Source organism: Chitinophaga alhagiae (assembly GCF_003568665.1).
Taxonomy (GTDB): domain Bacteria; phylum Bacteroidota; class Bacteroidia; order Chitinophagales; family Chitinophagaceae; genus Chitinophaga; species Chitinophaga alhagiae.
In genome coordinates this window covers 141506-155403 of sequence record NZ_QXMH01000002.1, presented here as the reverse complement: position 1 = coordinate 155403, position 13898 = coordinate 141506, and the positions used below count along the sequence as shown (strand labels likewise).

Annotated in this window: 13 protein-coding genes; 5 read left to right on the top strand and 8 right to left on the bottom strand. The window is 53.9% G+C overall.

Annotated elements, in window-relative coordinates; genetic code table 11:
- The first annotated feature begins 61 nt into the window (after window positions 1-61).
- From dnaJ to D3A97_RS11420, 5 genes are all read left to right on the top strand, one after another.
- Window positions 62-1222: a molecular chaperone DnaJ gene (dnaJ, locus tag D3A97_RS11440; RefSeq protein ID WP_119078645.1), complete on the top strand. Its 1161-nt coding sequence runs from the start codon at window positions 62-64 to the stop codon at window positions 1220-1222.
- 189 nt (window positions 1223-1411) lie between these two features.
- Window positions 1412-2386 carry a class I SAM-dependent methyltransferase gene (locus D3A97_RS11435; protein ID WP_232825939.1) on the top strand — a complete coding sequence of 325 codons (975 nt, stop codon included), beginning with the start codon at window positions 1412-1414 and terminating at the stop codon, window positions 2384-2386.
- A gap of 160 nt (window positions 2387-2546) precedes the next feature.
- Complete coding sequence (locus D3A97_RS11430) at window positions 2547-3332, top strand: hypothetical protein (RefSeq protein WP_119078644.1); 786 nt, start codon at window positions 2547-2549, stop codon at window positions 3330-3332.
- Window positions 3329-3736 (top strand): hypothetical protein, encoded by a 408-nt coding sequence (locus D3A97_RS11425; protein ID WP_157986489.1) that lies wholly within the window; start codon window positions 3329-3331, stop codon window positions 3734-3736. Before D3A97_RS11430 ends, D3A97_RS11425 begins: the two co-directional genes overlap by 4 nt.
- A 44-nt stretch (window positions 3737-3780) precedes the next feature.
- Complete coding sequence (locus D3A97_RS11420; RefSeq protein ID WP_119078642.1) at window positions 3781-5163, top strand: high affinity choline transporter 1; 1383 nt, start codon at window positions 3781-3783, stop codon at window positions 5161-5163.
- On the opposite strand, the gene D3A97_RS11415 is transcribed toward D3A97_RS11420, so the two are convergent.
- The 8 genes from D3A97_RS11415 to D3A97_RS11380 all read right to left on the bottom strand — a co-directional run bounded on the left by D3A97_RS11415 (window position 5156) and on the right by D3A97_RS11380 (window position 13893).
- A complete protein-coding gene (locus D3A97_RS11415; RefSeq protein WP_119078641.1) occupies window positions 5156-6925 on the bottom strand; it encodes a YfbK domain-containing protein in 1770 nt (589 codons plus the stop codon). The genes D3A97_RS11420 and D3A97_RS11415 overlap by 8 nt on opposite strands.
- 76 nt (window positions 6926-7001) lie before the next feature.
- Window positions 7002-7535: a hypoxanthine phosphoribosyltransferase gene (gene hpt / locus D3A97_RS11410; RefSeq protein ID WP_119078640.1), complete on the bottom strand. Its 534-nt coding sequence runs from the start codon at window positions 7533-7535 to the stop codon at window positions 7002-7004.
- Window positions 7536-7545: 10 nt separating this feature from the next.
- Window positions 7546-9102 (bottom strand): glucosaminidase domain-containing protein, encoded by a 1557-nt coding sequence (locus D3A97_RS11405; RefSeq protein WP_119078639.1) that lies wholly within the window; start codon window positions 9100-9102, stop codon window positions 7546-7548.
- A 23-nt stretch (window positions 9103-9125) separates the two neighbouring features.
- Window positions 9126-9767: an O-methyltransferase gene (locus D3A97_RS11400; RefSeq protein WP_119078638.1), complete on the bottom strand. Its 642-nt coding sequence runs from the start codon at window positions 9765-9767 to the stop codon at window positions 9126-9128.
- Window positions 9768-9992: 225 nt separating this feature from the next.
- Window positions 9993-10691 (bottom strand): LOG family protein, encoded by a 699-nt coding sequence (locus D3A97_RS11395; protein ID WP_119078637.1) that lies wholly within the window; start codon window positions 10689-10691, stop codon window positions 9993-9995.
- Window positions 10692-10711: 20 nt separating this feature from the next.
- Window positions 10712-12184 (bottom strand): sodium:solute symporter, encoded by a 1473-nt coding sequence (locus D3A97_RS11390; protein WP_119078636.1) that lies wholly within the window; start codon window positions 12182-12184, stop codon window positions 10712-10714.
- A gap of 1 nt (window position 12185) precedes the next feature.
- On the bottom strand, window positions 12186-12791 hold the full coding sequence (locus D3A97_RS11385; protein ID WP_119078635.1) for a hypothetical protein: 606 nt from the start codon (window positions 12789-12791) through the stop codon (window positions 12186-12188).
- Window positions 12792-12873: 82 nt separating this feature from the next.
- Window positions 12874-13893 (bottom strand): PorP/SprF family type IX secretion system membrane protein, encoded by a 1020-nt coding sequence (locus D3A97_RS11380; protein ID WP_119078634.1) that lies wholly within the window; start codon window positions 13891-13893, stop codon window positions 12874-12876.
- Between the last annotated feature and the right edge of the window lie 5 nt (window positions 13894-13898).

Here is a 13898-nt window from a genome sequence, read left to right as displayed (position 1 = left end):
GCACTATAAATATGTGATAACCGGCCCGCTCCATTGGAGTGGGCTATTCAAGTGTATAAAGATGTCCACCAAACGAGACTTTTACGAAATACTGGGTGTGGGTAGATCAGCCTCACAGGATGAGATCAAGAAGGCGTACCGCAAGGTGGCCATGCAATACCACCCTGACCGTAACCCCGGCAACAAGGAGGCGGAAGAAAAATTCAAGGAAGCCGCCGAAGCCTATGAAGCACTGAGCGACCCGGACAAGCGGGCGCAATACGACCGTTTCGGCCATGCCGGCATGGGCAACCGCGGGTTTGGCGGCGCCGGCCATATGAACATGGACGATATTTTCTCCAACTTCGGGGACATTTTCGGGGAGGACATTTTCGGCAGCTTCTTCGGCGGCGGCAACCGCGGCGGTGGCGGCGCCCGCAGGGGCAGAGGCACGCGCGGCAGCAACCTGCGGGTGAAAATAAAGCTGAACTACGAAGAAATAGCCAAAGGCGCCAATAAAAAGATCAAGGTAAAAAAACACGTTACCTGTACTACCTGTAACGGCCTGGGGGCAAAAGACAAAAACGCCTTCCAGACCTGTACCACCTGCCAGGGCTCCGGCCAGGTGCGCAAGGTAACGCAAACCTTCCTGGGGCAAATGCAGACCGTTACCACCTGCCCCACCTGTAACGGCGAAGGCCAGATCATTACCAACAAATGTACCGCCTGCAGGGGCGAAGGCCGTCAGTACGGCGAAGAGACCGTGTCTATAGACATCCCGGCCGGTGTAATGGAAGGCATGCAGCTGAGCATGAGCGGCAAGGGCAACGCCGGAGAAAGAGGCGGCGCCCCGGGAGACCTGCTGATACTGATCGAAGAAGAACCCCACCCGGAGCTGCAGCGTGACGGGCTGAACGTAGCCTATGACCTGCACATCTCCTTCCCCGACGCGGCTTTTGGCGTACAACTGGAAGTGCCCACCATAGACGGCAAGGCCAAAATAAAAGTGCCGGCCGGCACCCAAAGCGGTAAAATATTCCGCCTCAAAGGCAAGGGCTTCCCCTCCGTAAACAGCTATGAGAAAGGAGACCAGCTGATACACGTGAACGTATGGACGCCTCAGACGCTGACCGCAGAAGAAAGGGACGTGCTGGAAAAACTGCAGGAATCCGGCAACTTCAAACCGAACCCCGAAAAGAGCGAAAAAGGCTTTTTTGAAAAGGTGAAGGATATTTTCAGCTGAGATAGCTCCTGATAAGACATTGCCGCCAGCGGCACAAAATATTAACTGCTTCGTTATAACCGGAGCAGTTTTTTTGTTCCCGGAGGTATGCCGCCGGGCGGCTGCGTATGAAGGCGTTTGTTGATGCCCCGTCTATTTCCCATGGAGCAATCTCCTACGGCCGCAGCCGGGCACAAACACGCTTTGTTTATGCCCGCCTATTTCCCCATCTTTGCACCCATGTCAGACAAATTCCAGATGTTCGAGAACCGCCTGTCCAAAGTGTACCGGCACCTGCGCAAAACCGCCAGGCGCCAGGGTATTACCTGTTTCAGGGTGTACGACCGCGATCTGCCTGAATTTCCACTGATCATAGAGCTGTACGACGAGCATGTGTATGTAGCGGAATACCGCAGCCAGCACGGCATGGACGATGAAGCGTATGACGAATGGCTGCGGCAAAGCCTGGCAGTAGCCGCCAAAGTGCTGGAAGTGCCGGAAGACCGCCTCTACCTGCGCACCCGCCAGCGCAAACAAAACCGCCAGGGCCAGTATGAAAAGCTGGATATCAGCAAGGAAGAATTTGTAGTGCAGGAAGCCGGGCTGCGGTTCAAGGTGAACCTGTCCGATTACCTGGACAGCGGCCTGTTCCTTGACCACCGCATTACGCGGCAAATGGTACGGGAAGAAGCGCAGCACAAAAAAGTGCTGAACCTTTTCTGCTACACCGGCTCCTTTTCCGTATATGCGGCGGCGGGCGGCGCGGCGGCCGTTACGTCTGTAGACCTGTCCAAAACCTACCTGCAATGGGCGGAAGACAATATGCGGCTCAACCACCTGTTTGACCCTGCCAAACACCAGTACGTGCATGCGGACGTATTGCAATACCTGGACGAGCTGAAGCTGAACACCTATGACCTGGTGGTGCTGGACCCGCCCACCTTCTCCAACAGCAAACGCATGAAAGATTTCCTTGACATCCAGCGGGACCATGCGGCCATCATCAACAAAGTGCTGCTGGCCATGAAACCCGGCGGGGTACTGTATTTCAGCAACAACCTGCGCAAGTTTGAGCTGGATGAAGCGGCCATTACCGCCACTGCCGTGAAGAACATCACCAAACAAACAGAACCGTTCGACTTTCAGGGCAAGCTGTTACGGCATTGTTTCAGGATGATCAAGTAGCCCGGCCACCCATGCAGGCGCTTAACGGCATGTTCCGGAATGAGCAAATAAATCCCGGCGGATTTTCTTATTTTACACCATGCCGCCGGCAATTGTACGCTAACGCTTATACAAAGCCATCCGCCTCGGTATGGCAATAAAAATTTCACCATACAAAACGATGAAAAACAAACTCCTTCCACTGCTTATGTTCCTGTCAACCACTGGTTTTGCTCAGCACGAAATCACCGTACAACATGCGATGGCAACCGATGATTTTATAGAGATCAGCATAAAGATGAACAAACCTTTCAGCAAGTTCCACCTCATTGAGGAAGACACCCTCATCCTAACCGACAACCGGGGAAATCTACTGAAGGAAAACAAGGAATATCCGCTAAACTACAATTACAATAATGGCGCAAATACCGTATCACGCTATTATCCGCCAAAATATAAAGTAAAGCGCCTGAAGGTCAAAGGCCGGATAAAATACTTCAGGCCATCAAAAGAACATAATTCCTATTTCGACCTGGGCACTGCCGGAGCGATCAAACGCAATGTAAATCTGGTAGCCAAAAATATATTAGCTCAAAACCCGGAACTTTACTTTTGCATTGCAGATTCCACAATGATCAACCGCGTATTTCCAGGTTTCACGTATAAGCTAAGGGACAGCGAGCCGTACCGGAAAATTGATTTCAGCTCCTTTGACCTCATCTATGCCTATCGGTATACGGATCACCAGAAAATTGTTTATTTCATCAACAACGATCCTGCTCCAGGGTATAACAACCTGACATTGAAAGATAAGAAAACCGGCATTATGTATGTATTGAGCCGCATCAAAAGAGGTATCACGCCCGCCGAGCGCGATGCTATTCACGTAGAGATCATGATTGAGAATGAAGCGTCCGTTCAAAAGATCCCTTTTGAATTAGACAATATTAAACCGGAGAAATTATGAAAATGATGGCCTTATTGCTATGGATAGTAGTGCCCCATTTGAACGGTTCATTAACGGCCCCTCAACGCCAGGGTGGCACACCATGGGAACAGGGATTTGTTGGTTATTTTGAAGGCAGCGAACCTTTCTGGAATATGAAGATCAGCAATGATACCCTGGTATTGCATTGCATCAATACTATTGAAAAAGACACCTTTTATTTTTCCGGGAAACAAGCACATACCAACACCTGGGCGTTTCGCGGCAAACATGTTTTTGGCGTCATCAGAAAATCCAGTGGTACCTGCCAATTGGATATTACCGAGGAGGAAAACCCCACGCATGAAATCTATTTTTCTTATAAAAATGTTACTTATATGGGATGCGGCAAGTTGTTATTCAACACTTCGGTGAAAAGAAAATAAACGCACGCTATCGGATCTTTGGCTGATTTTCCTATTTTTCGCTCATGCTGGCAGCATTCGTTATCCTCTATTTACTGCTTACCATCCTGGTGGGGCGTTGGGCCTCCCTGAAGGTCAAAACCGCCAATGACTTTGTAGTGGCCGGCCGCAGCCTGCCGCTGGGCATCAGCACCTGTGTGATCTTTGCCACCTGGTTCGGCTCCGAAACCATGCTGGGCGCTACCAGCGAGTTTGCGCAACACGGGCTCATGGGCGTCATGGAAGACCCCTTCGGCGCGTCCCTGTGTTTGCTGCTGGTAGGCCTCTTCTACGCCCGCAAGCTGTACCGCAGCAACCTGCTCACCTTCTGCGATTTCTTTAAAGTACGCTTCGGGAAAAAAGCCGAACTGATCTCCGCCTTGCTGATGGTCCCCTCCTACTTTGGCTGGATAGCCGCGCAGATAGTGGCCATGGGCATTGTAGTGAATACCGTGATGGGCATAGACACCACGGTGGCCATGGTGGCCAGCGGCATTATTGTAATGGGCTATACGTACATGGGCGGCATGTGGTCTGTGTCCATTACGGACTTTATACAGACCATCATGATCATCATCGGCATACTGATCATTACTTACGTAGTAGTGAACAAGGCGGGCGGGCTGCCCACGGTAATTGCCAACGCGCCGGCCGGCACCTTCCGTTTTTTCCCCGAAAGCGGCTGGAACAACTGGCTGCATTACCTGGCCGCCTGGTTTACCATAGGCCTGGGCTCCATCCCCCAGCAAGATGTTTTTCAACGGCTCATGAGCAGCAAAAGCGAAAGGGTGGCCCAGCATTCTTCTTACCTGGGCGCGCTCATGTACCTCGTAATAGGCAGCCTCCCGCTGCTGATAGTATTGTGCGCGCAGCAATTGTACCCGGAGCTGGCGGCGGGAGACACGGAGAAGATATTGCCCAACATGGTGCTGCAGCACGGCAACCTTTTTATCCAGGTGCTTTTCTTCGGGGCGCTGCTCTCCGCCGTTATGAGCACTACCAGCGGCGCCATACTGGCCCCTGCCACGGTGCTGGGCGAAAACATCGTACGCCCGTTTTTCGGGAATATTTCAGATAAAAAATTCCTGCGGGTGATCAGGCTGTCTGTAGTGGCCGTATCCGCCATATCTATGGTGATGGCGCTGGGCAGCCAGAACATTTATGAACTGGTGGCGGCCTCTTCCGTACTCAGCCTGGTGTCTCTCTTTGTGCCGCTTACGGCGGGGCTGTACTGGAAGCGCTCCAATGAGGCCGGGGCCATTCTGTCTATCATACTGGGTACGGCGGGTTACATGGCCGCTGAATGGTGGGAAACCGGCATGCCCTCCCTTTTTGTGGGGCTGCTGTGCAGCATTGGCGGCATGCTGCTGGGCACCTTCCTGGTGCGGGCCAAGGCGCCCGTTACCTGAGCCAGGCGTTATTCTTTTTCACCAGTTTGATCAGTTTCAGGAACTCCGCCCGGTACCCGCCCGCATCTTTCCCCAGGGACCGTTTGGCCATATCCGTTACCATACCGATGCTGCCTGTGCCTTTGTAGGAAGACTTGCGCAGCAGCAGGCCAAACAGGGCCACCGACGCGGCAAAACGGCAATCGTCCGGCGCGGCCTTGAAGCTCTGCTGCCTGCCGGGCAAGGTCTTTACCTGGAAGTGCTGGGAAGTGTCAGGCGGGGTGCGGTACCATATCTTCACGTCTGCCAGCGCGGTTTCCTGGTCAGGGCCGGCGGGCACCACTTCATACGAGGCCACCACGCAATTGCCGGAGCCTACAATGCCGCCTTCTATATGGTCACCGTTGCTGTTGTCTTCTTTCAGCACCTTGTTCTCATACCCTATCAGGCGGTAAGCGCTGACCCTGGCGGGGTTAAAGTCTACCTGCGCCCGTACGTCTTTGGCAATGGTGAACAGCGTACTGCCGAACTCCCGGGCAAATACCTTGTTGGCCTCCTCCAGGTCATCTATGTACGCAAAGTTGCCGTTGCCCTTGGCGGCCAGGGTCTCCAGCTTTGAATCCTTATAGTCCTTCATGCCAAAGCCCAGGCAGGTGAGCAATACGCCGCTTTCCCGCTTGCGGAGGATCAGTTCTTCCATATCCTGGTCACTGGTTTGGCCTACGTTAAAATCCCCGTCCGTAGCCATTATTACGCGGTTGTTGCCTTCGGGGATGAAGTTCTCTTCCGCCAGCTGGTAGGCCATGTTGATGGCCGCTTCGCCCGCGGTGGCGCCACCGGCGCTGAGGTAGTCTATGGCGTTGAGGATTTTCTGCTTCTGGCTGCCCATGGTGCAGGGCAATACAATGCCCGGCGCGCCGGCATAGGCTACAATAGACACCCTGTCTTTTGGCCGCAGGTTGTTGACCAGTACCCTGAAGGCCGCCTGCAGCAGGGGCAGTTTGTTGGGCGTGCCCATGGAGCCGGAAATATCTATCAGAAATACCAGGTTGCTGGCGGGCAGGCTGTCTATTTCCACCTGCTTGGCCCGTACGGCTATCTGCAGCAGGTTGTGCTCCGTGTTCCAGGGGCATTCCGTATAGTGGGAGTAAATGGCAAAAACGCTGTCGTTATGCGGGAGGGGGTAGCTGTAATGAAAATAGTTCACCAGCTCTTCAATACGCACGGCGTCTACCGGTATGGGCTCCCGCAGCTTCACAAAGCGGCGCATATTGCTGTAGGCCGCGCGGTCTACGTCCATGGCAAAGGATGACGTGCTGCTCTTTTTGCTGTCTACGAACTTGTTCTCGTAAATTTTGCCGTAGGTCTCGTCAAAAAAGGAGGCAATACCGGTACCCATGCCCACATTGCCATAATTGGGATTGGTGCTGTGCGCCAGTCTTGCCTTCGCTTTTGCGCGGGCAATATCATTTTTTTGTACCGTTTCTCCCGTGGGAGCCAGCTCTATGAGCATACGGTCATGATGGTTGAGGGCAATCGTTTTTCTGCTGTAACCGGGGTGCTCAAAAACCAGGTGAGTGCTGCCAACGGGCAGATCTATACGAAACAGGCCATACTGATTAGTCTTTACGTACACCGTATCTCCCGGGATACTGATCTTTACGCCCTTCACGGGCTGCCGGGTTACGCTGTCCTGCACGGCGCCGGTAACCCACGTTCGCTGTTGTGCCCCTGCCATCATGCCCCATCCTATGCAAATGAGCAGCATGAATACCTTATGCATCGTAAATTATTTACATACAACGACACATAAAATTAAGGAAATATTTAATTAGTTGATTATCCGGGAGAAAATAATCCTACTCCTCCAGCTGGTAGATCTCCGGCAGGTTGCGCCCCAGCCCGTCATAATCAAGCCCGTACCCCAGCAGGAACTTGTTCGGCACGCTGAAGCCCAGGTAGTCTATCTCTATAGGGTGGGTAGTGGCGTCGGGTTTGTGGAGCAGGGCGGTTACCAGCAGCCGTTGGGGTTGCTGATGCCGCAACTGGGGCAGGAACTGGTGAAGGGTTTTGCCGGTATCCACAATATCTTCCAATATTACCACCGTACGGCCGTAGAGGTCTTCTTCCAGGCCAATGGCGGTAATTACATTGCCGGTAGATTTGGTGCCTTTGTAGGAGGCCAGTTTGATGAAGGAGATCTCCGCTTCAATGCTGAGGTGCTTGAAAATATCCGCCGCAAACATGAAGGAGCCGTTGAGGATGGCAATGAACAGGGGGCGGGTGCCTTCCAGGTCATGGCTGATCTGCTGCGCCAGTTCTTTAATGCGCTGCTGCAGCTTTGCTTCGGTAATATAGGGTACAAATCTTTTATCGTGTACTTGTATGGTCATATGCCCTCTGTTATTTCGCAACGATCAGTTGCTGGCCAATTTTAATGCCGTTGTCTGCCAGGTTGTTCCATTGCTGCAATTGCGCCACGGTAATATTGTAACGGCGGGAAATGCTGTACAGCGTTTCTTTCTGCTCCACGGTGTGGTATTTGTTGCCGGCGGGCGTTGCCGTGCCTGCTGTTCTTTCAACGGGCTGGCTGCCCGCGGGCATTCTTTCTCTTGCGGAGGAGTTGCCGGCATGCGTTACAGGGGGTGTACCTTCCCGGCGTTCCTCTGTTGAAGTACCGGCGGGCGTTACCGTGCCGCCTGCTTTTTTCAGGTCATCTACCATAGAACGGGGTATGCCTGACTGCCGGACCGGCTGCGGTGTGGCCTGCGCGGTGCGTACAGGCGCTTCATACTGGCTGGCGGGGGCAGCGGCCCTGGCATTGTTTTCCGCCGCCGCGGGCCCTTGGGCCGTTTCAGCGCCGCCGTTCCTGGCCTTCTCAATTTCCTCCCTGATGTCTTTAAGGATCTGCCGCGGCTCCAAGTCTTTATGCGTGTCTTCTTTTACCACGGTATTGCTGCCCAGCTTCGGTTTTGCGGAAGCATACCCGTCCAGCGCAATTCTTTCACCGGCGGCGGGCTGCTCGCCTTCCTGCATTTTGTTCCTTTTCCGGAGCCAGCGCATCTGCACGCCTTCCGCCTGCGCAATATCATGCAGGGTTTCACCGGGCGCAACAATGTGGTAGTCGTTCTGCCCGCGCTTGCTTTTGCTTTGCAGGTAGATGAGCATGTCTTTTTGCAGCGGCACGTCCTGCTCCAGGTCGTTGTATTTTAACAGGCTGCTGAGGCGGATGTTGCGCTGGTTGGCTACCTGTATCAGGGCGGTGCCTTCTTCCACAAAGATCACCTTGCGGCCGTTGATCTTGAACACGGCGCCTTGCGGGTATTTTACGGCGGCGGGCGCGGCGGCCACGGGCGCTGTTTGCCCGGCCTGCGGGCGCGGCGCTTCGGGCGCATAGCCTTCTTCCTGCACAAATACGGGGCCTGTGGGAAGGGGGGCATTGCTCATGGCCAGCGTGTTGTATTGCTGCAGGTTGTACCGTTCTATGATCTGGATGAGTTGCTGGGGATAGGTCCTGCTGGTGGCATAACCGGCCGTTTTGAGGCCGTAGGCCCAGGCCTTGTAGTCTTCCGGGTTGAGATCGAACAGGAATTTGTACCGCGGGTTGTTGCGCAGGAACTCGGAATGGTCTTTCCAGGAATCCGCGGCGGAAGCATATTTGCGAAAGCATTCCTGCTTCTCGTCATCGTCGTAATTAACGGTTTGGCCTACCCAGTTGTTTTTACACTTGATGCCAAAGTGGTTATTGGAATTGAGCACCAGCCAGCCGTTGCCGGACTGTGTTTCCAGGATGCCTTGCGCCAGCTTGATGGCGGCGGGCACGCCGGAGCGGCGCATCTCTTCCATGGCAATGTTCTTGTAACTGTCTATGTACCGGGTGGTGCTGATGGTTTGTGCGGCTGCGCCGAGGGCCCCGCAGATCACCATACAAATGGCCAGGCAGTATGACTTTACTTGCATGAATATGTTGAATTTAATGGGTCTTATTTTTTCCTGATGAGCAGTACGCCGTCTCGCAGGCTCAACAGGAGGGTTTCCGCGCGGCCATCTGCCACGGCCTTTTCCACAAAGCGCACCATGGCTTTGGCATTGTTGCTCTGCTCAGTTTCCGGCAGCACTACTTCTCCGTGGTACAGCACATTGTCTGCCAGTATAAAACCACCGGGCCGCAGCTGCTCCCACACCAGGTCGTAATACGCGCCGTAGCCGGCCTTGTCCGCGTCTATGAACACCAGGTCAAACACTTCGTTCAGCTGCGGGATCACCTGCGCGGCCTTGCCGATGTGCTGCACTATTTTTTGCCGCAGGCCTGCTTCCTCTATGTACCGGGCGCTGATCTCTTCCAGCTCCTCGTTTACATCAATGGTGTGGAGCAGCCCGTTCTCTGCCAGGCCTTGCGCCAGGCATATGGCGGAATAGCCGGTGTACGTGCCTATTTCCAGTATGCGGGCGGGCCGCAGCATCTGGCTCACCATGGCCAGGAACCGGCCCTGTACATGGCCACTGAGCATATGAGGCTGGTCTACCTTCAGATAGGTTTCGCGGTGCAACCGGTACAACAGGTCCGTTTCCGGCGTGGTGTACTTCTCTGCAAACGCCTGTATCTCCGGCGGTATTACCTCCATGCTCCTGTTTTTTTTGCAAACCTAAGGAAAATACACGGGAATAGCGGGTTCCCGAACGCCCTTCATATGGCCGGGCGCTGAAGGGAGTGACACAACGGCGGCTGACTAGCGGACTGCCGCCCGCTACAAGAACGCCTGACAGCATTCTCAGGCGTTTTACCCGATGATATGTACGGCATGTTATTGACCAGGCCCCGTGCGCGGTTGCGCATCCGGAGCATAGTGCTAGAAATTGGGCCGCAGCTTGTTGGTGGTGTAGAACACCCTGAAGTACTCCACCACTTCTTCCGCGGTATCAAATACTTTCAGCAGGTCCAGGTCTTCCGGGTGAATATTGCTTTCTTTTTTCATCATCACGGCATCTATCCACTCCAGCAGGCCGGACCAGTATTGCGTACCCATCAGCACCAGCGGCGTTTCCGTCATTTTTTTGGTCTGTATGAGGGTGGCCACTTCAAAGAACTCGTCCATAGTGCCGAAGCCGCCGGGCATCATCACAAAACCTTGTGAATATTTGGCGAACATCACCTTGCGAACAAAGAAATAATCGAAGTTGAGGTTTTTATCATAATCGATAAAAGGATTGGCAAACTGTTCATGCGGCAGGGTAATATTGAGGCCCACGCTTTTGCCTTTGGCCTTTTGCGCGCCTTTGTTGGCAGCTTCCATGATGCCGGGGCCGCCGCCGGAAATAATGCCGAAGCCGTCTTCCGCCAGCCGCTGGGCTATATCGCAAGCCAGGTCGTAATACGGGTTGCCCTCCCGGGTGCGGGCGGAGCCGAAAATTGAGATACAGGGACCGATTTTTGCCAGGGCCTCAAAGCCATCCACAAATTCCGCCATAATTTTAAAGATCTGCCAACTGGAATGCGCTTTGGTTTCCGTCCAGTCGCGATTGTTCAGGTTCTTTAATGAATCGTTCATCTCCTCTTCTATTTTAATGATTAAGCGGGATTGCCGCGCCGGAGCGAGAGCAACCATAACCCAATATACGTAAACAGGCCGTTTACTATCAATAATTCGTGCCCGAATTTATAACCGTTGAGCCAGCCAGCCGAATATTGTTTCAGGAAAAAACAGCCCGCGGGCGCCAGCAGGCATACTATAAAAGCGCCTTTATCAATAATGGCGCGGCGGTTAAAAATACCGAAAGCGAACAGGCCCAGCATAGGGCCGTAAGTAAGCGCGGCCAGGAACAGCAGGGTGTCAATAATGGCGCTCTCGTTAAAGGCCCTGAACAACAGGATGGTGAGCAGCAGCAATATGCCGCAGCCAATGTGGATACCGTTCTTCAGGCGCCTGCGGGCGCGGCCCATGCCCTCTGTGGAGTACCCCAGTATGTCTATGTAAAACGAGGTGGTGAGGGTGGTGAGCACACTGTCCGCACTGGAAAACGTGGAGGCGGTAAGCCCCATTAAAAATACCACCGCCGCAAAAGTACCCAGGTGATGAAGCGCCAGCAGGGGGAATACCTGGTCTGTAACCGGCGCCCCTGCCGCATTTACAGGCACCTGTATACCGTACGCCTTCATGTATTCATACATCAGCACGCCAAGGCCCAGCAACAGCACATGCGCCAGCAGCTGCAGCACACTGAAAGTATAGATGTTCTTTTTGGCATCTGACAGCGAGCGGCAGCTCAGGTTCTTCTGCATCATGTTCTGGTCAAGCCCCGTCATGGTCACGGCAATCATCATACCGCCAAAAAAATCTTTCGGGAAAAAGTTAACGGCCCGCCAGTCCCAGAAAAACGTGGCGGACTTTTCACTGTTCACAATACGGGTTACCATTTCTGCCGGGCCCCAGTGCAGGCTGCTGCCTATCACCGCCACGGTGAGCACAATGGCCAGCACCTGCAGCGCGCTTTGCAGCGCATCTGTCCACACCAGCGTTTTAATGCCCCCGCGGTAAGTATACACGAGCATCAAAGCTATCATGATGGATACCGACAAGGCAAAAGGGACCTTATAATGATCAAAGACGAACAACTGCAACACGCCGGCTATGACAAACAGCCGCGCGGCGGAGCCGGTGAGGCGGGAGAGCATAAAAAACACGGCGCCCGTTTTCTGGCTGACGGGGCCAAACCGCTGCCGCAGGTAGGTATAGATGGAAGTAAGGTTGCGGTTGTAATACAAAGGCAGCAGCACGGCCGCTATCACCACATATCCCAATACGTAGCCCAGCACGGTTTGCAGGTAGGAGAAAGAGGCCGTTTGCACTTTGCCGGGCACGGAAATGTAGGTAACGCCGGAGAGGGAATCGCTGATCATGCCGATGGCCACCACGTACCAGATGGAGTTGCGGTTGCCGATGAAATAGGCCTGTGTATCCGCCTTGCGCCCCGTTAACCAGGAAATGAGCAGCAGCAGCAGGAAATAGCCGGCCAGGAACAATACAAATACGCCCGGCAGCATACTACAACCCGATGTTCACACCGCCGGAAATAATAGGCCGGTTGAGATAGGGGGTATTTTTATCCTGCAGCACGTCATACAGGACCATGATGGTAACGGCGGAGTTGCCGCCTACGGGCTGGGAATAACCGCCCCCCAGCAACAGGCTGGGCGCGCCGTAACGGTCTTTATACTCCCGCCGGTCCGGTTCGTACTCGGTTATTTTTGCGGAGATGAAGTTGTATTCCGGCTGGGCATGTATGAAGAGCATATCCAGCGGGTAAAACCGGCCCCAGAGGCCGCCGCCGAACATGGTATATTTATTTCTTGACAGCACTGCGTTGTCATAGCCATAGCTTTTGCCGCTTGAATATTGGGCGTTAACGTTTACGCCGGCGGCAAACAGCCGGGAAAAACGGTACCCTATCATGGGTGATACGTTCACGAAAGTATAATCGCCAAAAGCCATTCCCAATGCGCCGCCTACCATCAGGTTGCGGGGGTTGAACCCTTTCTCCTGCTCCTGGCGGGGCGGCCCCGCTTCTTCTTCTTCTTCTTCTTCGCGTGACTGGGCAAATACAGCCTGGCCCAGGGCCAGGAATATAACTGCAAGGAATATACGTTTCATGTGCATATTGAATAGGTGCTGGCGCTAAATTATCTGTTTTTTGCTGATCTGCCGCCTACATTAACGTTTTCTTTAGACCGCGCTAGAACGAGGGGCAAAGGGTATGCCGCCGCGCGTTGGAGAAGCTGCGGTTCGGGTACAGGCCTATGTAGATAAGGCTCAGCTCATAAGCCCCCTGCCGGCTGTTGGATACGGCCAGCGCGCTGGAGGTTACATCATAGTTGAACATCAGCCTGAAATTGCTCATCTGGTACCCTACCAGAAAGGCGAAGGCATCGCTGAACCGGTAGTAAGCGCCGCCAAATACCTGTTTCTCCCCGTGATCTGCCAGGTTGTAGGCGGCGTAAGCGCCCACCATGGTCTCGCTGGCCGTGGCCTGCCGCGCATAATAGGCGCCGGGGTTCAGGATCACATTGTCAGACACTTTCAGGCTGGCGTTGAGGAAGCCGATGTAACGGCGCTCTATCTGGTTATTGCCGGCGTAGAACGTTTCCCGCGGTTCATTTACGTGGTGTACGGAAAAACCACCGTTGATATATATTTCTTCTGTAGGAAAATAAGCGTAGTTCATGCCCACCTGCATATCCAGGTACCCGATGGAGGCCTGGGTGATGGGCTCTCCCGAGAACATCTGCGAGTCAAAGAACTGCCCGTTCCACTGGGTGCCGAAGGTGAGTTTGTTCAGGTCTACCCTTTTGTCTGCATACCCTACGTTGAAGCCGGCGGAAAGCAGGCTGCTCTGGCCCAGCAGCTGGTGATAGGCAATAGAGCCGTAGGCTTTGGTGGAGGTAAGGTTGCCGCTGCCCGCCACATCGCGCAGCACCATACCGCCCAGCCCTACCCAGCCGTAGGTAAGCCGCTCGCGGAACAGCTGGAAGTCCCCAAAGGCAGACATGGTCTTATACGGTACCGGAATAGACGCCCACTGGTTGCGGTAGTTGATGCCAATGCGGTAATTGCCGTCAGGTATAAAACCGGTATTGGCGGGATTGGTAGACAGGGGTGAGTTAAAGAACTGCGAAAAATGCAGGTCTTGCCCGGCTGCCGGTAAAGCGGCGGCCATGCAACAAAAAATGGCGATGTGTTTCAATGTCTTTCTCATAACCC